We start from the raw sequence: 20,261 nt of genomic DNA on the forward strand, positions 1-20,261 counted from the left end.
ATTAATCCTCAGTTATTGTGGAGACCAACACATCCCTAAAGCCTCCATCTAAAGGCCCAACAATTCCAGTGCGCTCCATTTCCTCTACTAATCGAGCAGCACGGTTATAGCCAATTTTTAAACGACGCTGTACTGCTGAAATACTCGCTTTCCGCGTTTGGATTACAAACTCAACGGCTTGATCATACAAAGGATCAGCTTCCTCCGTATCTTGACTTTCCTCGCCAAAACCGCCTTCTGAAGCTTCGCCTGTTTGTGTAATTTCATCGATATATTCAGGTACACCACGAGCTCGCCAATCATCTGCAACGCGATGAACTTCCTTATCGTCTACAAAAGCACCGTGGACTCGTAATGGTGCGCCACTACCTGGCGCCAAATAAAGCATGTCACCATGCCCAAGTAGTTGTTCTGCACCTTGTTGATCAAGAATGGTACGAGAATCAATTTTTGAAGACACTTGGAAGGACATACGAGTTGGAATATTAGATTTTATTAAACCTGTCAAAACATCTACAGAAGGTCTTTGGGTTGCTAAAATTAAATGGATTCCAGCAGCACGAGCTTTTTGTGCGATACGGGCAATTAATTGCTCTACTTTTTTGCCCACAACCATCATCATATCCGCTAATTCATCAATGATAACCACAATATATGGTAAAGCTTGTAAAACTGGGGCAACCTCATCCATTGAATTGCCAGGTTTCCATAAAGGATCAGTGAGTTCCTCACCTTTGGCTGCAGCTTCAGCCAATTTCGCATTAAAACCTGCCAAATTGCGAACCCCTAAAGCAGCCATAAGACGATAGCGTCGCTCCATTTCTCCTACACACCAGCGCAAAGCACTTGCTGCTTCTTTCATGTCGGTTACAACAGGGGTTAACAGATGTGGAATCCCATCATAGACTGACAGCTCAAGCATTTTAGGATCAACCATGATAAGACGGACCTGCTCAGGAGTTGACTTAAACAAAAGACTTAAAATCATGGCATTAATGCCCACTGATTTACCGGAGCCCGTTGTTCCTGCAACCAATAGATGGGGCATCTTTGCTAAATCCACTACCATTGGATGACCCGCAATATCAACGCCTAGAGCCAATGCAATCGGTGAGTGAGCTTGCTGGTATACTTCAGCAGATAAAACCTCTGACAACCTTACCATGTCACGATGTTGATTAGGTAACTCAAGACCAACAACAGTTTTTCCAGGAATAACCTCAACAACTCGCACACTAATAACTGATAAAGAACGAGCTAAATCTTTAGCGAGTGCCGAGAGCTTACTGACTTTAATGCCCGCTGCAAGTTGTAACTCAAACCGGGTAATCACAGGTCCAGGATGGACTGCAACTACATCAGCTTGAATGCCAAAATCCAATAGATGCTGTTCTACTTCACGAGATACGGTTTCCAACTCTTGGTGAGTGTAACCTCCCATTGTCTTGCCTTGTTGTCCTTTATCCAACAAATTAAGCGAAGGCAAACTACCACTCACCTGAGGAGTTTGGCTTAGTGGTTTAGGCACTGAACGAGGAGATTCCTTAATTTTTACAACCGGTGCAACAACAGCTGGTGCCACCAAAGGAGTCGACGATACAGGTGCTGGAATTGAAGGTAGAGGTTCTATTGAAGGTAACGGTTCTAAAGAAGGCATCACTCTGGATGTAGACTCAGGCTTTTCCTTCTTGGTCAGTAATTTGCGTGCAGGCTTTTCAACTGAAAGCTCATTTTTTTGTCCCTCTTTAAACTGCTTAATTCTCGCCCTTATCAATCGCGAGCTCACCAATACGCTACGAAAAATCTTATTGGTTGCAATCGTTGTATAACAACCAATGAGTTCTACTACATGTATCCAGGAAAGTCCTGTTAGTAAGGTGACACCAACTAAAAAAATGGCAGACAATAGCAAGGTTGCACCTTGTATGTTTAGCGCATAATTAAATCCATCTGCCACAAAACCACCCAGTACTCCTCCGGCACTGTGTTTAGCATCCAAAGCAAGTTGTGGATCCAGGCTCAATAAGGAACAACCACCAAGCATCATGAAAATAAATCCGCTACCACGTAACAACATGGCAGGCTTATCGATAGTTTGCAAAGCACGGTAATCTTTAACAATTATCCAGGAGATGTAAGCAAAGACAATTGGAATAAAAAAGGAGAAATAGCCAAAAACAAAATAAAGGGCATCCGCTATATAAGCCCCGACTTGCCCTCCAGCATTAGTAATCTCCGTATTACTTTTACTCATCTGAGACCAATTCGGATCGCTTAAATCATAAGTACCTAGCGAAAGTAAAACAAATAACGCAAAGGTTGCTACTAGAATAAAACCGCCCTCACTAAGTCTTTTAATTAAAAAAGTTGGTAAAGCCTGCTTGCGTTGATTCACCTGTTTACTCGTTTGTTGTTTTCCCATAGGTATTTCTTTGTTTGTTATTTTGTCATAATATTTGCCATCTTAACACAATTCATAAGGAAGGCAGAGAAGATGATAAGCGATAGCAATCACCATCGCCTCATAATTCTTGGCTCAGGTCCTGCTGGCTATACTGCAGCAGTTTATGCAGCCCGTGCAAACTTAAATCCTGTACTCATCACAGGGATGCAACCAGGTGGTCAACTAACAACTACTACTGAGGTCGACAATTGGCCCGGTGACATCGAAGGTTTGCAAGGACCTGCGCTTATGGAGCGCATGCAAAAACATGCAGAACGCTTTGAAACAAAAATTATCTTTGATCATATTGTAAAAGCCGATTTACAACAACGTCCTTTTGTGTTGCAAGGTGACAGTGAAACCTATACTTGTGATGCTTTAATTATTGCCACAGGGGCTTCGGCACGTTACTTAGGGCTTGAATCTGAAAAAGCCTACCAAGGTCGTGGGGTTTCTGCATGTGCTACCTGTGATGGTTTTTTCTACCGTAATAAAGATGTTTGCGTAATTGGCGGAGGCAATACCGCAGTTGAGGAAGCACTTTATTTATCGAATATAGCGAAATCTGTAACACTCATTCATCGTCGCGATACTTTGCGTTCCGAAAAAATTTTGCAGGATAAATTGTTTGAAAAAGCACGTACCGGCAACATAAAGCTATTATGGCACAGCACCCTGGAAGAAGTGCTCGGTGATGACATAAAAGTTACTGGCATCAGAGTGCGAAATGTTATTGATAATAGTGAGCAGAATTTAGCACTTGATGGGGTTTTTATTGCCATTGGCCATGATCCTAATACCGCTATTTTCAAGGATCAACTTGCCATGAAAGATGGCTATATTACCATTCGTTCTGGTTTGGATGGCATGGTAACAGCAACGACAATTCCTGGTGTCTATGCTTGCGGTGATGTAGCGGATTATGTCTATAGACAAGCTATTACTTCTGCCGGCTTTGGTTGCATGGCAGCCCTTGATGCAGAAAAATATTTAGACATGTTGGAGAAATAACGATTCCTCCCTTAACATTCCTGGCAAGTGATAACTTTGATTTTCCAGATCCAGAAAAAAGTGACACACAAGGATTACTTGCTGTTGGAGGCGATTTATCGCCAGAGCGTTTATTGTCAGCTTATAGCCGAGGCATCTTCCCCTGGTTTGAGCCAGGATGCCCTCCCCTATGGTGGTCTCCTGATCCACGTTTAATTCTCAAACCTAATTCCTTCAAAATATCCCGCAGCTTAAGGCAATCCCTCAAAAAACCTCACCGTTTTACAATAGACACTGCTTTTTCAGAAGTCATCAATGCTTGTGCTTCAAGTGAGGGTCGAATTAATAAAACCTGGATCACGGATGAGATGCAAACCGCATATATCCTATTGCATACCATGGGTTATGCTCATTCTTATGAAATATGGCAAGAAAATGAACTCGTTGGTGGTTTATATGGTATAAGCTTAGGACGAGCTTTTTTTGGGGAATCAATGTTCCACCTAACACGTGACAGCTCAAAATTAGCCATGTATTATCTTTGTAAGACTCTGCAAGAGTGGCAGTTTGATTTTGTCGATTGTCAACTACCAACAGCTCACTTGCAAAGCTTAGGTGCGGTAATCATTAGCCGTCGCGACTTTCTTCATCAGCTACAAAAGACTTTAGAATACCCAACTCATCAAGGTCGATGGACTAATGTCTTTAAGCTGGATATAAGTTAACATGGGTAGATTTGCAGAGTTATATAGGAAGAGGCATTAAACGGTTGTCATACTGGGCGCAGGCAGAATTTGGCTGAATCATTGCCATTTCTTTTATTTTAGTGCACTATTTGCGCCTTATTTGTTACTAAATTCAAATGGGAGCCCCATGGCAAAAGAAGATCATATTGAGATGCTAGGTACCGTAATTGATACTCTACCAAACACTATGTTTCGCGTAGAGCTTGAAAATGGCCATATTGTAACCGCTCATATTTCAGGGCGTATGCGTAAAAACTACATACGGATATTAACCGGTGACAAGGTAAAAGTGGAACTGACACCTTATGATCTGACAAAAGGTCGTATTATCTTCCGTGACAAGAACTAACTCACCCAGCCAAAACTTCATAACTTTGACCATCTGCTCCCTACTAAAACAAGATTCTTAAATCCCGCACTCGATGCTGCGGGATTTTTGAGGGTTCTGTTATTACCAGTAGTGTTATGGAATTGGTATGGGTGTTGTCCGAGTAATATTCATTCCAAGTATGGTAATTTTATGACGCGGTATATGGAGAGGTATGCGATCTTTATCTCGTAAAATACTGGAGATACTATAGCGTAAAGTACCTACTTCGCTTCCCTCCGCTTTTTCATAACTCATATCATGCAACCACACACCAAGTCGCTTAACATGATGATCTTTACAAGGATATCGCAACTCCCAACCCGTTAAAACAGGGATCGCATAATCATATGGAACATTCTCAATGACATGTTCTTCAGTTATCACATCACCACCAAGCTCACCGCAATTTCCAAAGTCTTCTTTAGGAATGATAATAAACGGAGCTTGCTTCGTAGCCACACCGCGACCAGCTATGACACTCACAGCAGAACCAAAGCGAAAATCTCTTTTCGCACTATTGTCTTTAAAAATTCCATGGGTTTCCCAACTCGCAAAGCCTGATGCTTGGTGATTGGTAATATTAGGTGCCGGTCCACTCCAAGTTCGCCCGGCTTGCACAAAAATCTCACTGTGATCAAGATTATAAGCTATTTGTAAAAGATGATGATCACTTTGGCTAAAACCCTCCTCCCAGCCATAAACAAATCCTCTGGGTAGAACTACAGCATTCACATTATCAGTTAGGGCAGTATTTCTAAGAAAACCAGCAGCAGAAACTAATGCAACGCTTTCATTATCGTTTATAAAAGAAAAAGTCGTATTATCTTGAAAACCTAAAACTCGTGCATCAATGCGATCGCGATTCCAAGCAACTACTGTAAAACGGTAACACCAGCGAAAACCATCATCAAAATTCTTATCGCGCAAAAGACCTACAGCTTCCCAAGTCAAACGTGAACCATCTCTCTGTGGACTTCTAATGATAGCAGCAACTCGACCAATATGATGATCACTACTTAAATATCTTGTGTCCCAACCATTTAAAAATACCGTTGCGTCAGTAGCATAATCAGGTAAATCAAAACTGCCTTGCAAAATTATAGGATTTTCCTCACCCGAACGATTGGACTCCCCACAGGCCGAGCCATCTTCAACAACAATTATACCGACATCTTCCAATGCTTTGGCACGAAACTCAGAGTCAGGCTTAACATGGACTGCATGGGACGTATCGAGTAATTTTTCCTGCGACATTTTTGCAAATGACGGTGATATAGAGCATAACGATAAAATCACAACCGCAACTGAGGATTTAAAAAGTTGAGTATTCATTTTTCAGAACCTCCCTGGTTACTGAACTCCCCAGAGCTTAGCGTAAAGGAAATTTAATAGCCATAGTACAATTGAAAGTTTTGTTAAAAAAACATGCTACTTTTCTTTTGGATGCTAACCCTATCAATGCAAAAAACCTACAATGCATTGTCCATGTGGTTAATAATGGTGGAAAAATGGTACAAAATCGTTCAGAATCAGACATTGGTTTGGTTCTTTGATTTTATGACATTAAGGTTCAATTATTATGCAGGCAACTCAAATCCTTAATCATCGATTTCGGAACATATTATCCTTAAATAAATCTCTAACTGTTTTGTTAGTTGCCTTGTTTTTTTTCCTCCCGTTGAGCTTGTCCCTCAGGGCGATTTGTTTCGCTGGTTTGCTCGTACCCTTATGCTTGAATATGTCAGCACCTGATGCATTTCGAGCAGCATGGTCTGAACCTTGGTGTAAAGCCCTCCTCATATTTCTTGTATTCATCCTAATTAGCTGTTTTTGGAGTTCGGCCCCAGGTCATGAACAATACGTTATCGTGAGGAAAAATCTAAAATACTTAGCCTTACCTGTATTAGTTGCAGCATTTCATCTAACTAAGGCTCAATATCCAGCGCTATTTGCGCTCTTGTCAGGACTTCTTCTTGTTTGTTTTATCTCTATTGTCCAATATTTTGGGCTTTACACAAATGCTCTTCATGATTCTGGCACTGTGTTTTTTAATCATATTTTCACAGGGCTCATGATGGTTTATGGCGCCTACCTATGTACCTGGTTGTTCTTAGAGAAAAAAAATGGCCATCGTCTCCTCTGGGCTTTCTTCCTTTCTCTTTTTCTTTTTCAAATCATATATGCTAATACCAGTAGAACAGCTTACGTTCTAATGCCTTTATTACTGTTGTTCTTAGCTCTTCAATATTGTAATCGCAAACAATTTGCCCTGGGCTTATTATGCTGCACCTTGTTTTTACCCATTGCCTATTATACAAGTCCGGCATTACAAGAGGGAGTTCGCTCAGTTACAGAAGATCTCAAAAAATATAAACAAAATGAAAAAGATACTAATGTGGGATTCCGCCTTCAACTTCATCAATATGCTGAATCCCTGACTAAGAAACACCCTTTGATTGGTAATGGCGTGGGTAGTTTCTCCTTTTATTTCTATCGGGATAACCCTCTTCCAAACCTGCATCCAAGTGTTGTTCATCCTCATGGTGACTATTGGCTCATCACGACTGAGCAAGGCTTTATCGGTTTAGGGCTTTTCTTTATGCTTATCACTATGCTCTTTTTCCGCAGCTGGTCTTTGCCTACTTTGCGAGCCCCAGCATTAGGTATTTTAGGCCTGATGTTAATAGGTAATTTTTCGGATTCCCTAATGTTTAATAGTGCGACTGGATACTTCATCTTGAGTATCCTGGGCTTATGTTTATCAGAGGAACTTTAACGTGCACTCCCATCCATATCCGATTGATGCAGTTATCACCTGGGTAGATGGACATGACCCTGCTCATCAAGCTCGATTAGATACCTATTTAAAATCAATTGGTGTGGAATCCAGACCTGACGAAGTTTCCCCTGAACGTTTAATGCCTTGTCGAGAAATTGAATATTGTATTCGCTCCATCTTGCGTTTTGCGCCTTGGATTAGAACTCTATTCATCGTAACAGATCAGCAAACCCCATCAATTGTTAATAAATTAAAAGACTCCCTAGAGCCTAATAAAATTCAAATCATTGATCATCAGTTGATATTTCCAGAGCCACAACACACACTCCCTTCATTTAATAGCCTTGCGATTGAGTCCGTTTTGTGGCGTATCCCTGAATTATCGGAGACCTTTATCTATTTCAATGATGATGTCATCCTGCTCCGACCCACTCAAGTACAGGATTTTTTCATTCATGAAAAGCCCGTGCTCCGTGGTCATTGGAAAATTCAATCGGATACAAAAGTATTTCAAATGATTCAACGTTTCATTCACTTGGGAAAACTAAAGCTCCTTTCTATGCATCGCCGAGTCCAACAAAACAGTGCTAAATTGATAGGATTTCATAAATTCTTTTTTAATTTAACCCATGTCCCCTTCTCATTAAAAAAATCCATGTTTGAGCAATTCTTTTCACTACAACCCCATCTGCTGCATGAGAATACAAGATATCGTATCAGAAACCGAGAGCAATACTCTCCCATCTCATTGATTCACCATCTTGCTTTGCTTGAAAAAAGTTCATCTATCGATAGGAAAAAACGCTCATTGGGTATTGATGCAAGTCGCCATTCGCTAAAAAAAATTCAACATAAATTGAACCGTGCCAAACAAAAGCCTCGATATTTTTGTTTGAATATCCAAAGCCTGGATCAAGCTGAGCCCAGCAAAAAAGAACTGATCTTTAACTGGCTTAACCAAATGGTTAATAACCCCTAAGCACTATAAACAAAACTTTCCTCAATGAACTTACTAGTTATTATTTTAATAGCCTACCCAACCTGCTATGCTAGCGCATTCATAAAATAGCCAATTTGAATATCCAAGATATTCCCTAGGGAGGCTGAATGTTGTTACTGATTTGCCTTTTATTTTGCTGTGTAATCATCGGTTGGGCATTTGCATTTAGTAAGTTATTGAGAAGCAATTTTTCCGAGGGACTGTTCAGCACGATATCATTTTTAGGGCTAGTCATGTTTTGTAGTTTCCTACTTGCTCTACCTAAGTTCATCGCCCTTATCCTGCTTGCAACTGGTAGCATTTTTTTTCTCTTTTTTATTTACTCATCCCTCAACAAACCTCTTTTGCTTAAGCAAGATATAATTACCATCTGCTTTTTTTTAGGCTTATCTATAGTAAATTTAGCCATTGTCTATGGACTTAAATATCGAAGTATTGATGACTATTCTTTTTGGGGGACTATCAGCAAATATTTGTTTCTTTTTAACCAATTACCAACGAATGGTGACTATATTCATCCTGTTTACTTAAGTTATATTCCAGGGGCAGCAAGTTTTCATTACCTTCTTTATACGTTAGCCGGTGGATATTCTCAAACTCTAGGATATTTTGCTCAGGGTCTCATTTTAATCTCAGCCTTCATGATACTCTTTGATCCTAAATATCTTTCACGTTCAGTCTGTTATTTAAGTTTGTGTTTTATATTGTTCACCTTAGCTTACGGTACTGTATTTGCTCGCATGGAAGTAGATGCCTACGTAGCTGCTTATTTATTTGCTATAACTTGGCTCATCTATAAGAAAGGCGATTCTCCACAACTCATTTTTGCCCCTATCATTTTTCTCTCTCTTATAAAGGAGATTGGCCTTCTATTCTCTATAGCTGCTATCGTCCTGCTTTTAGCCTTAGAAAAGAGCAATCGCAAAGCTATCATTTATGGATTTCTTGCCACAGCAGCTGTGTTAGCTATTAAGCTGCTATGGAAAATTCACGTAACGTCCCTAGGATTTTATAGTTTTGCCCAAGCTGTTAATCTTAAATCAGCTGCTGCTGCATTTAATCCTTTCAACACTTACTATCATCCAGTCCAGGTGCTTTTCTTAAAAGCTGTTTTTTTTGCAAGTTTTGATTACCTCATTAAAACACCTTATCTTGTAATGTATGGTTTAATCGTCGGTCTATGGTATTGGCTATTGAAAAAAAGCCCTATTAATAGGGCTCGAATGAATAAATTAATGATTATTTTTGCTCTCTTTATAATTGCCTATTTGATCATGCTTTACTTTTTACAAGCCATTGTCTTTGACATCGGGCATACAAATCCACAGATTTTGTCTTTTCATCGCTATTACAATATGCTTTTTCTTCCTTGGGCGTGCATCATTGTCTTTATGGCTTTGGATAGCCTTAAACCACAAGCTTTTGAGTCTTTGCTCAGTCGAACCTCATTGACCACTGTCTCTCTAGCGCTGGTAATCCTAATCGTTGGTAAGATTGAGCGTGGAAAAAAGTTTTACGACCATAATCAGCTTTATAAGATCTATGCATTGCTTAATAAGAGCACAGCGCAATTAAGCCACAATAACTGGTCGGTTTGCCTGTTGAATCCTCCTAAGCCTGAGTATGAGGTGACGATGCCCCTAACCTACTTTTTTATGCCTCATCGCATATTTTATCCAGCCACAAAAGAACAACTTGCTTCTTGTGATTTAAGCTTGGAATGGGCAGATGATAGCGAGATTTCCCTAAGGGTTCATCATTCTAAGGAGTTAGTCTAGAATCACTCAAAATATCATCCGTATTGGCTTCCAGCTTAGCCAAAATTTCCTTTGCTGAAGGCCTATCATCGGGACGCTGATCCCATGCCTTAGTGATTAGCTTACCCAACTTGTGCGGTAAATTTTTAGGCAACTCCAGCCTCTCGCCTTGAGTCACTCCGACCAAGAATTGGTGAAGAGTTTTATCAGACTCAGGAAGACTCCAACTGACAATTTGTAACAAGGTGATAGCCAAACTATAAATATCTACTTTCTCATTGTAGGATTCGCGTAAAATAACTTCTGGTGCCATCCACAAAGGAGTTCCTACCATACCTTGCAAAGGCTTATCAGTCATTATGGCTGCCGAACCGAAGTCCCCTATTTTGGGGTTCATGTCTTTGTCTAAAAGAATATTAGCACCCTTAAGGTCACGATGGACAACATGATTCTCATGTAAAAATATTAATCCTTCCGCAATTTTCTTTATCCACTGAAGCCGTAATGACAACGGCAACGGCTCTTCGTTACAATCTATAAAATCTTCTATTGAGCCATTAGGCATATATTCCATAGCGATTAAATACCGGTTTTCACACAACATAAAACCTAGTAATTGCACCACATAAGGTTTATGCAAATCGGTTAACTGCCTCATAATCTCTTTTTCATCTTTCGCTGTCTTATGAGCATTCTTGCGATCATCTGAGATTTTCAGTGCGGCTTTCTTGTTACGAAACATTACCTCAATAACCGTGGCATAACTACCCTTACCAAGAACCTCACCTCCATCAGTAAAATCTTTCACGGTCATTGAATAAGAATTAGGTGTAGCTGTAGTAGGTTCGGATGCTTCTAATTTAGTTTCTATAGTCATAAAGGTCACTTTCAGGTGAAGACTACCTGATAAAATCAGGCAATTAGATCAAATAATGAACAATTATAAAACTGTTTTGGCGATCTAAGTATGGGTAAAATTACCTATATGAGATCGTGCATGTTACTGGTGGCAACGCAAAACGCTATTGTATCCAAGTGGATGCATACATTTAAAGTATGTGAAATGTAGCGCAGAAAATTAAGGCTTTGCAGCCAGAATTATTTCATTTAGCTCCTGTTGAATCTGCAGATCAAAAACGAAATGAGCGCATTGATTCATCAAAGATTACATTTTTATTGCTTTATACTTAGGATTGTATTCTTTCTGACATTTGACTTAGCTAAATTCTTGTAAAATAATCCAATATCACCGAATTATTCAACAATATCCACTTGTAGAGTCAATAAATTAAGAAAAATTATGATTGTTATCTTCGTTCATGGTTGGAGTGTCACACATACCAATACTTATGGAGAACTTCCTCAATGGCTTGAAAGTCAGAGCAAAGACGGAAAGCTGGATATTCAAGTTGGTAATATCTATCTTGGACACTATATTAGCTTTGACGATACAGTAACAGTCGACGATATAGCACGTGCATTTAACCATGCAGTGCATGATGAAATTTCTGATAAGCTGCGAGATGGGGAGCGTTTTGCTTGTATCACTCACTCAGCCGGTGGCCCCGTTGTTCGTAAATGGATGGATTTATACTTTAAGAATAATCTTGCAAAATGCCCATTGAGTCATCTTATTATGCTGGCTCCCGCCAACCACGGTTCAGCGCTTGCTCAACTTGGTAAATCCCGACTAGGCCGTATAAAAAATTTTTTTGAAGGTATTGAACCGGGAGAGCATGTTCTTAATTGGCTTGAGCTCGGAAGTGATATGAGCTGGGAACTTAATGAAAGTTGGCTTGATTACGATTACACTGCTAATGGCATCTATTCTTTTGTACTTACAGGCCAGAAAATTGATCGCCAACTTTATGATGCTATTAACTCCTACACAGGAGAAGCAGGATCTGATGGAGTTGTTCGTGTAACTGCTGCAAATATGAATTACAGCCTATTAAAGTTACATCAGGAGGGGAATAACGGTGAAAATCTTGTTGTCGCCCAAATGACACGGACACAGCCAATGGCATTTGGGGTTCTACCTGGGTGTGCGCATTCCGGTAAAAAAATGGGAATCATCCGCAGTGTTACTATGGCCAATGCAGCCACTCACCCAACAGCTATATGGGTCTTGCGATGCCTCCAAGTAAGAAATCGTGACTCCTATAATAGATTGGCAAAGCAACTAGATAGGATTACTAAAGAAACCCAGAAAAATGAACATACAGAACTTGTGAATACACTTATCTATAAGCGCGAATATATTACTAATCGCTACTCTATGATTATATTTCGACTTATTGATGATCGGGGAAACCATCTTGACGATTATGATCTTTATCTAACTGCTGGCCCCAACTATAGCGAGCATGCGCTTCCTACGGGTTTCTTCGGAGACCGCCAGCGAAACCAACTTAATCGAGGAAAACTGACTTATTATCTTAACTACGATATCATGGAAGCCGGAATTAATACGCCAAAAATGCAGGGTAATCTGGGATTTCGTATTAGGGCACGCCCTGAAGCGAGTGACCAAGCCCTTGCTTATTACAAGTTACTTGATTTTCATTCCTCGCTCGCCGACATTAACAAAATTCTTCATCCCAATGAAACAGTAATGGTTGAAATCATGCTTCAGAGACGAGTAGATAGAGCTGTCTCTCGTATCACCAACAACCTTACTCCGGCAAAAATCAGTTCGAAACCGAGTGGCAAAAAAGTAGATTGACGTTTTAACGTTTCTACTGTTGTTGCTCGCATCAGGATTAAATATCTGGTTAATTAAGAATATATATTTTTCAATTTATTGAACCTCAAGCAAAAACATACACAATTTTTTATATGTAAGACTAAACTTTAAGAAAGAGAAATTATTCCTCTGCTATACTAACGTGTAAAAAACGAGGCAACATTATTAAAATGTCAACCAATATAAGAAGTCAATTAACAGATCTGATCATAAACAAATTAAATGAAACTAAGGAGCACTTAAAACAACAATTCTTCCTTGAGCATCCTATAAAAGTTGCCCGCCATTTTGTACTTGATAACCTTCTTCCAACTGAAATTGCTGAGAAAATATACGCTGCCTTTCCTAAACCAAATCAAATGCATTTATTAAGTATTTGGGGAAAATTAAAATTAAAATACAGCCACTTAAGAGATGTACCCAGTCTATTACAAGATATTAATTTTGCAATTCAAGATCCTAGAGTTGTCGCTATGATTGAAGAAATAACAGGAATTAAAAATCAAATTCCTGATCCGACAGAATATGCTGGTGGAATTAGCACGTTACTCAAAGGATACTATATTAATCCTCATTTAGACCTTTCACATGATATACACAGAAAACATTATCGAACAGTGAATGTCCTTTATTATGTGACTCCTAATTGGCAACTCGAAAATGGTGGCAATTTTGAGCTATGGGATAAATCAATCAAAAACTGCATTGTTATCCCCAATCTTTTTAATCGACTACTTGTGATGGAAACAAATCGAAGCTCTTGGCATGCTGTTAATACAGTTCTATGTGATACGCCTCGATGTTGTGTGTTTAACTACTTTTTTTCTGAACAATCCCCTGAAAATGAAGATTATTTTTTTAATGGGATCTCATATAGAGCTCGGCCAGAACAAAAAATTCGTCGTGCAATTCAACAGGTCAAGAACACTTTCATAAGAAGATGAGGCTTATCAATACAACTTGATACAACTAGAAAGCATTGAAAGATGTTGAAATTTAAAGACTCTAGTTTGATGCAATAACCGAGCAACATTTTTGGATTTGCTTTAATACCTTGGGGCTATATGAGGAGTCATGAATAAAATGACTTCATTGCCTAAATTTTAGTAACCACTCCAGCTCCTTTAAATTTCAAATGACTATACATTACTGCCATTATATAATTCAAGATAATCCAAAAACGACCACGATGTATAATATGTGAAACCATTGTATTGTAACTCATGCCATACCAAAAGAGGAAGACGCTCGAATTGTCGCAATCAAATTGCGCATTCTATTGTCGACACATCATTGGATTGTACAATTATTCAATATAATAAGTTTCAATCAGAACAATATTTATATATTTTGTTGAGAGCGACTCATGCATACATTATTTATTCCCTTTTCAGTTGATGAAGAAGGTTATGATCTTTTTCTAATGGGAACAACATGGCGAAAGAATATAGAGGAAACTGGTAAATTAGATAAAATGCCTAAAATTGTGATGTATCCAGGTGAAGAGGAAGATGTTACAAATATTTCAGATGATTTATCTTACATGTTTAGGGATGAAGATATTAATGCTAATGATGCTATTTATATTCTTTCCCAAGGAATGGATAGCGAGGATGAGGTAGCTGCTAACCAATCAGAAACTGAAAACTGTTTCTTAAAAATACAAGATGTCGCGGCACGAATGAAAAAATGTGGTTTTACACCTGAAATAGCTAAAAAAATAAATTCATTAAAATTGTATATTTGTGGTGGTGAGAAGCATCGCAATCATCAGTTAGCCATTAGTTTTGCAAAAGCTTTAGGTGAAGAGTATAAAGATTTAACTATCCATTATTATGAAAAATTAGTTTACATTCCTAAGAAATATATACATGGGACTATAGAACTCTTTCATAAAATAGCAAAAAATACTGAAGACGCTAAGGAAATATTCCGAGCCAGTGAAGTAAGAAAAACCATTAAAGTTAGTGAATCATCTATTTTCTTTACAAATACCAAAAGAAAACAAACTGAAATTACAAATGAAGAGGTACGTGAAATCGAAGCCAAAGTTATACGTATTGAATAAATGAAAATACAAAGGGATTGGTTAGACAGTATTTGAAAAGCGTAGTAGTTTTTTGTCAGTGACAGATGATCGTCTCATTGATATTATGAATAAATTAAATACACGCCCTAGAAAAACATTAGGATATCAATCACCAAGTGAGCTATTTTTATGCGATCACTAAATGATGAGAAATATACTATGCTGCTAGAAATCGAAACTCAACGCACAATATTGCGCTTGATAAATGAAGAAGATCTCAATCTTGTGGCTGAATTAAATTTAGATCCAGAAGTTAGAAAGTATTTTCCTGATGGAGTACAGTCGAAGGAACAAACTAAGCATAGAATTAAACAGTTTATAGGTTTTTATAAAGAATATGGACTCCCTTGTTTTGTTATATTTAATAAGGAATCTAATGAATTTATTGGACGCTGTGGTTTTGGTCCTATAGAGACCGGTGAAATTGAAGTTGGATATCTAATCGCAAGAAAATTTTGGGGCATGAATTATGCCTCAGAAGCTTTAAAAGGACTTCTAAATTGGAGTAAAAAAAATATTAAAACCGATTTTATTATTGCTTTTGCTCCTATAGAACATAAAGCCTCGCACCGAGTGATGGAAAAATGTGGGATGCATTACTATAAAGATGGAATTGGGCATGGTATAGAATGTAAATTTTATCGAATTAAGAACAGTGATTAGTGTTGTTGCATTAGCGAGTTGAACCCTCGGCTTTATCTGGCTTTCAATTTTAGTGCTAACTCGATAATAATAATTTCGCCATTAATTGCGGAGCAGGCTCATCTAGTAAGCCTAAATCTTGCTTTGTAACAGGTGGAATATTTTTCTCATTAAAGAATAATTGCATATTATTAGCAAATAAATGATTCGGTAAGTAAGGCTTTACCTCTTTATCGTGACAATAGGGCTTTTTCCCTTTCACAGCTTCCCCATTTATTAATGCACCTGCAACGGCTTGACCAACTTTAAGAGCAACCGCACAAGCATCAGAGCCTGTAACCTCCGCTTCAAGAATATAATACTTATTTTGAATTAATTTAGAAAATTGCTCTTCTTTTTCTTTAAGCAAAATATGTTTTATAGCTTCTGGCAGAATAATTTTAAATTGACTCTCAATTCCGATAAATCCGTCGCATAAGGAGAATAATCTCTCACAATAATTTATAAGATCTTTTTGTCCTGGATGAATGCCAAAGCGAACTTGCATATGTGGATGTTTGTCATGTTGTAATTCATTTAATAGCGCTTCGACAAATGCAAGATCAACGTCAATAGGTTGTGAAGTACCTGAAATAAAGAACAATTCATCTGTCTCATTTAAAAGCAGCTTTTGTCTTGTGGCATAATGAGCAGTTGGTGGGCTTGCTGCTAACGCGCGATCAATGCTTAAATGGCCAACTGTATCAACAATTGCATTAGAATTTACAGCTAAGATATCAGCACTTGCAGCTTTTAAAGGAGTTGCAAACCGACAATTTGGTAGTGTTGCTAGAGTATTAACATATTTTGCCCAAAACGGATGTTTTTTGGGTTTAAACATATATTCATACGCGATAGTACAAGGAATAGAAGGTGAAATAACCTCAATTAGCTGATAAGCACTTTCTTCATCAACAGCAGAAGGAACGCCAAAATAACAGCTGGTGATGTTCTTGGCTATGACAAACTCATTGACTTTGATAAGTGCATCTTGGGTTAAGCGATTATAGGTGTAGATGTTAGGCTTTTCAGTTATTGCATCAAGGTTAATAAGATGTAATTTGTTGTTAAAAGTTAAATCTTTCACCTGATCTTTAGCTATTAAAGTTAAGGGAATCACATATAAATTATCACTAAAACCGTTACTTTGTAAAAACTCAACCGTTTTTTTGGCTAAATCACTATCACCAATACTGCTAATAAAAAATGCCAAAGCCATATTTCTATCTTCTATTTCTAAACTGACAATTGATTTAACATAATCTCACTATAATTACGCAGGTTAGGAAATTATGTTTTATATTTTGAAAAATTGGCTTAATTCTATATTAAATGAACTTTTATGACAAATCTTGTTTATTTTTACAACCCTTTATAGGGATATCCATATTTATATTTCTCTATCTAACTAAAGATTATTTATAATGCCTTGATAAATAATGTCGGTCGTATAAAGGTAGACGAGATTTATCGAGACTATTGAATTTCGGCAAAGGCGTTGACGCCGAACTGCTTTTCATTATCAATGTACCCCTGAAAGCCAGAGCGTACCTCAAAACCCTGGCCGGACAATGATCACTTAACCCACTAAGGCTTCATAGTAGCAATTTGCTCACGTAAATCTGGTGGCAAATTAGAAATTTTTTCCGAAAAAAAGTTTATATTCTTTTGAATATACCTAACGCATTGTTCTTCTAATGATGGTACTGCTAAAATGAATTCTAAATTCTTAGCAAATTTTAAAACATCATTTAGAGATTGAGCCATTTGAGAAGAAAATGGATGAATCTTACTAATTTCGATTAATATAGCCCCCAATTGCTCTTTGGTAGCAACCAGTCCATTATCATAAATAGAACAACGCATAGAAGCAATCCAACCATTTTCTTCAGTATGCCAAGCAATACTATTTGCCCCCATCATATTTTGATCTTCTTTAAAAATTTTTAAATTACCCATTAAATCATTTAATTGTTGTTCATTCTCAGTGGAGAATGATAAATAAAATTTTCCTGTTTTAAATTTTACTAACTTTAATGATGTAATTTGTTGTAATTCAAATACATGTTCCTCAAAAAAAGCGGTAAAAACATCTGGGTTCAGTTCAAACTCTGGATCATAGCTGTTAAGAAAGCCCGCAAAAGATTGCCCTTCCTTCATGGGTTTAATTTGCCATTTTTTCATAATTATTTCTCGTTAAATAAAAACATAATATTGCACAGTTCAAATATTGTATAATGTGTCATCAAATAACTCAACAGAGAAAAATTATATGTATGGCTGACTATCAGAAAAATTTCCTCAAGAGGATTTAAACTACGTGGTAAGAAATCTTGCACAGTTAAGCTTAGAAAACTCACGTCTTATTAGAAGTGATATATGTCAGATCACAATCGTAATGAAACGCATAGTATGCACTGTATTGTTTTTAAATATATCGATGATAATTGTAATAACAATGATAGCCTAACATCCGGCTACCATCATTTCAGCAATTAAAACTGAACCACAGCGAGTGGAGTAGTTTGGATTAATGTCACTACCTACGGCAACGATGGACTTAAACATATCCTTAAGATTGCCAGCAATGGTTATTTCTTCTACGGGATATTGAATTTGGCCATTCTCCACCCAAAATCCAGTGGCACCCCGCGAATAATCACCTGTTAAACCATTGACTCCTTGCCCCATTAATTCTGTAACTAATAATCCTTTATTCATTTTCTTAAGTAAGTCTTGTAAATCACCGGCATTAGCATCAATCGTAAGGTTATGAACTCCTCCGCTATCCGCAGTGGTTTTTAAACCCAAGCGGCGGGCTGAATAGCTTCCTAGTACATATTGACACAATACGCCATTATCAATAAAAACATTATTTCTGGTAGGGACACCTTCACCATCAAAAGGAGAACTGCCCAACCCCCTTAATAAATAAGGCTGTTCATATACCTTAAAGCCAGTTGGGAAAATTTCCTTACCAATAGAGTCCAGCAAAAATGAATTTTTACGATATAAATTCCCACCACTAATGGCATTGATAAAACTTGAAAAAAGACCACTTGAAATGCGTGAAGAAAATAGCACAGGGACCTTTTGTGTTTTTATCTGCCTTGCTCCCAAACGACTGGTCGCTCTCTCCACAGCATTTTTTGCAATTTCTTCTAATGAACATAATCCTTCAGCATATCTTGCGGTGGTATAATCATAGTCCCGCTGCATGCTATCCCCTTCTTTTGCAATCAGAGAGCAGCTAACACCGTGACGAGTGCTTTGTATTATGCCCTCACCACCGTAAGTATTGGCAAAACCATTGCAGAAAGCATGAGTCGAAAAATTTACCCCATCAGAATTACTGATTCGTTTATCTAATGCCAAAGCATGAGATTCACATGCAAGCGCTTTTTTAATTGCTTCCGGCGGCGTAATTGCCCAAGGATGATATAAATCCAGATCAGGATACTTGGTAGTCATTAATTCCCGATCAGCAAGTCCAAAACAAGGATCGGCTGCACTGACTTTGGCAATATCGCAAGCCGCAGCCACTAAAGTATCCAGCGCCGCAGGAGAAGTATCTGTACTACTAGCGCCGCCTTTGCGATTGCCTATATAAACTACAAGGCTTATGCCCTTGTCTTCATTAAAAGCAACTGTTTCTACCTCTCCCATGCGTACATCAACTGAAAATCCACTATCGTGATTCACTGAAACCATTGCATCAGTCGCGCCTTGAGCCTTAGCCCTATCGAGTACTTCATGCATTAATTCAGATAAATTGCTGGTTGACTTACCAGCTACTCTATTGCTATTTTCCGGTAATGTTCGCATGGTGGTTCCGCCGCTATAAAAAGTAGTTCACAAGGATACAAGATTAATATGTCCAGGCAAACCATTACTTCTGCAAAATGGCTTATTCGGGTAAGTCAATTGCTCATTGCCATACTAATATCAGTATTTTTTAGCAATTATGCATTGGCAACTAGCGAGTGGCGAAAATTAGCGCCAGGCATTGAGTACCAGGATCTGGATGGTAGTTTTTTAACCCCTTGGTCACATATCCATGCTTTTCGTATTAACTTAAAAGAAAATCAACTTTCATTAATTACCGCTGCTGATTTAGCACGCGAGAATGCTTCCGTTGATGAATACGCGCAACACACTAAGGCTCTATTAACTATAAATGGTGGTTTTTTTGACAATAACTACAAACCTTTGGGTTTAAGAATTTATAATAAGCGACAAAAAACTCCCCTTAAAAATATTAGTTGGTGGGGTATTTTTTACATTAGGAATCAAAAACCTTATCTAACCAATGCCAGTCAATTTCGACATAACAGCCAAATTGATTTTGCTATTCAAAGTGGCCCAAGATTACTTATAAATAGCCGTATTCCACCCCTGAAACCAGGAAGAGCTGAGCGCTCAGCACTAGGGATTACCCATGATGGCCGTATCATCATCCTGGTCACAGATAATCTCCCGCTTTCTACCACTGAGTTAGCGCAACTTATGAAAGCTTCTCCCCTCAACTGTCAAAATGCGCTTAACCTAGATGGCGGTAGTTCTAGCCAATTGCGCGCGCAACTGGATTCATTTCAACTAGAAGTGCATGGCTTTTCCAACGTAAGTGATGCCATTATTGTTAAAGCCAGACACTAAGGTT

18 protein-coding genes and 1 pseudogene are annotated in these 20,261 nt (G+C 38.2%); 13 read left to right on the forward strand and 6 right to left on the reverse strand.

The genetic code is table 11. From position 1 onward, the window contains the following. Window position 1: 1 nt before the first annotated feature. A complete protein-coding gene (locus Lbru_RS07810) occupies window positions 2-2,422 on the reverse strand; it encodes a DNA translocase FtsK (protein ID WP_058441627.1) in 2,421 nt (806 codons plus the stop codon). Window positions 2,423-2,494: 72 nt separating this feature from the next. Between Lbru_RS07810 and trxB the strand changes: the two genes are divergently transcribed. The 3 genes from trxB to infA all read left to right on the forward strand — a co-directional run bounded on the left by trxB (window position 2,495) and on the right by infA (window position 4,528). Beyond that, the gene (trxB, locus tag Lbru_RS07815) at window positions 2,495-3,454 is read left to right on the forward strand and encodes a thioredoxin-disulfide reductase (RefSeq protein WP_420795315.1); all 960 of its coding nucleotides are present in this window, start codon (window positions 2,495-2,497) and stop codon (window positions 3,452-3,454) included. 20 nt (window positions 3,455-3,474) lie between these two features. After that, entirely contained in the window at window positions 3,475-4,158 is a 684-nt protein-coding gene (aat, locus tag Lbru_RS07820; RefSeq protein WP_058441628.1) for a leucyl/phenylalanyl-tRNA--protein transferase, read from the forward strand. 148 nt (window positions 4,159-4,306) lie between these two features. Further along, entirely contained in the window at window positions 4,307-4,528 is a 222-nt protein-coding gene (gene infA / locus Lbru_RS07825) for a translation initiation factor IF-1 (protein WP_044011715.1), read from the forward strand. A 114-nt stretch (window positions 4,529-4,642) separates the two neighbouring features. Here the strand turns inward: infA and Lbru_RS07830 are convergent, their stop codons facing one another. Continuing rightward, the gene (locus Lbru_RS07830; protein WP_058441629.1) at window positions 4,643-5,881 is read right to left on the reverse strand and encodes a hypothetical protein; all 1,239 of its coding nucleotides are present in this window, start codon (window positions 5,879-5,881) and stop codon (window positions 4,643-4,645) included. Between the two features lie 80 nt (window positions 5,882-5,961). Between Lbru_RS07830 and Lbru_RS17165 the strand changes: the two genes are divergently transcribed. The 4 genes from Lbru_RS17165 (at window position 5,962) to Lbru_RS07850 (ending at window position 10,106) form a co-directional block, all read left to right on the forward strand. After that, window positions 5,962-6,102 (forward strand): hypothetical protein, encoded by a 141-nt coding sequence (locus tag Lbru_RS17165; protein WP_157061500.1) that lies wholly within the window; start codon window positions 5,962-5,964, stop codon window positions 6,100-6,102. A 185-nt stretch (window positions 6,103-6,287) separates the two neighbouring features. Beyond that, complete coding sequence (locus tag Lbru_RS07840) at window positions 6,288-7,325, forward strand: O-antigen ligase family protein (protein ID WP_162262398.1); 1,038 nt, start codon at window positions 6,288-6,290, stop codon at window positions 7,323-7,325. A 1-nt stretch (window position 7,326) separates the two neighbouring features. Continuing rightward, the gene (locus Lbru_RS07845; protein WP_058441632.1) at window positions 7,327-8,307 is read left to right on the forward strand and encodes a Stealth CR1 domain-containing protein; all 981 of its coding nucleotides are present in this window, start codon (window positions 7,327-7,329) and stop codon (window positions 8,305-8,307) included. A 128-nt stretch (window positions 8,308-8,435) separates the two neighbouring features. Further along, entirely contained in the window at window positions 8,436-10,106 is a 1,671-nt protein-coding gene (locus Lbru_RS07850) for a hypothetical protein (RefSeq protein WP_131793450.1), read from the forward strand. Here the strand turns inward: Lbru_RS07850 and Lbru_RS07855 are convergent. After that, window positions 10,090-10,962, reverse strand: a complete 873-nt coding sequence (locus Lbru_RS07855; RefSeq protein ID WP_058441634.1) for a protein kinase domain-containing protein — start codon at window positions 10,960-10,962, stop codon at window positions 10,090-10,092. The two genes, Lbru_RS07850 and Lbru_RS07855, sit on opposite strands and share 17 nt — an antisense overlap. Window positions 10,963-11,385: 423 nt before the next feature. On the opposite strand from Lbru_RS07855, the gene plaB reads away from it, so the two are divergent. The 5 genes and pseudogenes from plaB to Lbru_RS07875 all read left to right on the forward strand — a co-directional run bounded on the left by plaB (window position 11,386) and on the right by Lbru_RS07875 (window position 15,583). Continuing rightward, complete coding sequence (plaB, locus tag Lbru_RS07860; protein ID WP_058441635.1) at window positions 11,386-12,810, forward strand: phospholipase PlaB; 1,425 nt, start codon at window positions 11,386-11,388, stop codon at window positions 12,808-12,810. A gap of 191 nt (window positions 12,811-13,001) precedes the next feature. Then, window positions 13,002-13,775: a 2OG-Fe(II) oxygenase gene (locus Lbru_RS07865; protein ID WP_058441636.1), complete on the forward strand. Its 774-nt coding sequence runs from the start codon at window positions 13,002-13,004 to the stop codon at window positions 13,773-13,775. 422 nt (window positions 13,776-14,197) lie between these two features. Beyond that, entirely contained in the window at window positions 14,198-14,899 is a 702-nt protein-coding gene (locus Lbru_RS07870; protein WP_058441637.1) for a hypothetical protein, read from the forward strand. Continuing rightward, window positions 14,899-15,062, forward strand: a pseudogene (locus tag Lbru_RS17770) (IS30 family transposase); the annotation flags it as partial. The gene Lbru_RS07870 and the pseudogene Lbru_RS17770, both read left to right, overlap by 1 nt. Next, window positions 15,050-15,583 (forward strand): GNAT family N-acetyltransferase, encoded by a 534-nt coding sequence (locus tag Lbru_RS07875; RefSeq protein ID WP_238583849.1) that lies wholly within the window; start codon window positions 15,050-15,052, stop codon window positions 15,581-15,583. The pseudogene Lbru_RS17770 and the gene Lbru_RS07875, both read left to right, overlap by 13 nt. Before the next feature lie 55 nt (window positions 15,584-15,638). Here the strand turns inward: Lbru_RS07875 and Lbru_RS07880 are convergent, their stop codons facing one another. From Lbru_RS07880 to pmbA, 3 genes are all read right to left on the reverse strand, one after another. Further along, window positions 15,639-16,820 (reverse strand): hypothetical protein, encoded by a 1,182-nt coding sequence (locus tag Lbru_RS07880; RefSeq protein WP_058441639.1) that lies wholly within the window; start codon window positions 16,818-16,820, stop codon window positions 15,639-15,641. 368 nt (window positions 16,821-17,188) lie between these two features. Then, the gene (locus Lbru_RS07885; protein ID WP_058441640.1) at window positions 17,189-17,785 is read right to left on the reverse strand and encodes a hypothetical protein; all 597 of its coding nucleotides are present in this window, start codon (window positions 17,783-17,785) and stop codon (window positions 17,189-17,191) included. 282 nt (window positions 17,786-18,067) lie between these two features. After that, a complete protein-coding gene (gene pmbA, locus Lbru_RS07890) occupies window positions 18,068-19,426 on the reverse strand; it encodes a metalloprotease PmbA (RefSeq protein ID WP_058441641.1) in 1,359 nt (452 codons plus the stop codon). A gap of 48 nt (window positions 19,427-19,474) precedes the next feature. Between pmbA and Lbru_RS07895 the strand changes: the two genes are divergently transcribed. Next, window positions 19,475-20,257 (forward strand): phosphodiester glycosidase family protein, encoded by a 783-nt coding sequence (locus Lbru_RS07895; RefSeq protein WP_058441642.1) that lies wholly within the window; start codon window positions 19,475-19,477, stop codon window positions 20,255-20,257. The last annotated feature ends 4 nt before the right edge of the window (window positions 20,258-20,261 follow it).

The sequence above is a fragment of the Legionella brunensis genome (assembly GCF_001467025.1).
Classification (GTDB): domain Bacteria; phylum Pseudomonadota; class Gammaproteobacteria; order Legionellales; family Legionellaceae; genus Tatlockia; species Tatlockia brunensis.

Excerpts from the sequence above, each read along its gene's own strand:
- Lbru_RS07810 (WP_058441627.1), bottom strand. The coding sequence starts at position 2,422 with ATGGGAAAACAACAAACGAGTAAACAGGTGAATCAACGCAAGCAGGCT.
- trxB (WP_420795315.1), top strand. The coding sequence starts at position 2,495 with ATGATAAGCGATAGCAATCACCATCGCCTCATAATTCTTGGCTCAGGT.
- infA (WP_044011715.1), top strand. The coding sequence starts at position 4,307 with ATGGCAAAAGAAGATCATATTGAGATGCTAGGTACCGTAATTGATACT.
- Lbru_RS07830 (WP_058441629.1), bottom strand. The coding sequence starts at position 5,881 with ATGAATACTCAACTTTTTAAATCCTCAGTTGCGGTTGTGATTTTATCG.
- Lbru_RS07840 (WP_162262398.1), top strand. The coding sequence starts at position 6,288 with ATGTCAGCACCTGATGCATTTCGAGCAGCATGGTCTGAACCTTGGTGT.
- Lbru_RS07850 (WP_131793450.1), top strand. The coding sequence starts at position 8,436 with ATGTTGTTACTGATTTGCCTTTTATTTTGCTGTGTAATCATCGGTTGG.
- Lbru_RS07855 (WP_058441634.1), bottom strand. The coding sequence starts at position 10,962 with ATGACTATAGAAACTAAATTAGAAGCATCCGAACCTACTACAGCTACA.
- plaB (WP_058441635.1), top strand. The coding sequence starts at position 11,386 with ATGATTGTTATCTTCGTTCATGGTTGGAGTGTCACACATACCAATACT.
- Lbru_RS07865 (WP_058441636.1), top strand. The coding sequence starts at position 13,002 with ATGTCAACCAATATAAGAAGTCAATTAACAGATCTGATCATAAACAAA.
- Lbru_RS07870 (WP_058441637.1), top strand. The coding sequence starts at position 14,198 with ATGCATACATTATTTATTCCCTTTTCAGTTGATGAAGAAGGTTATGAT.
- Lbru_RS07875 (WP_238583849.1), top strand. The coding sequence starts at position 15,050 with ATGCGATCACTAAATGATGAGAAATATACTATGCTGCTAGAAATCGAA.
- Lbru_RS07880 (WP_058441639.1), bottom strand. The coding sequence starts at position 16,820 with ATGGCTTTGGCATTTTTTATTAGCAGTATTGGTGATAGTGATTTAGCC.
- Lbru_RS07885 (WP_058441640.1), bottom strand. The coding sequence starts at position 17,785 with ATGAAAAAATGGCAAATTAAACCCATGAAGGAAGGGCAATCTTTTGCG.
- pmbA (WP_058441641.1), bottom strand. The coding sequence starts at position 19,426 with ATGCGAACATTACCGGAAAATAGCAATAGAGTAGCTGGTAAGTCAACC.
- Lbru_RS07895 (WP_058441642.1), top strand. The coding sequence starts at position 19,475 with ATGTCCAGGCAAACCATTACTTCTGCAAAATGGCTTATTCGGGTAAGT.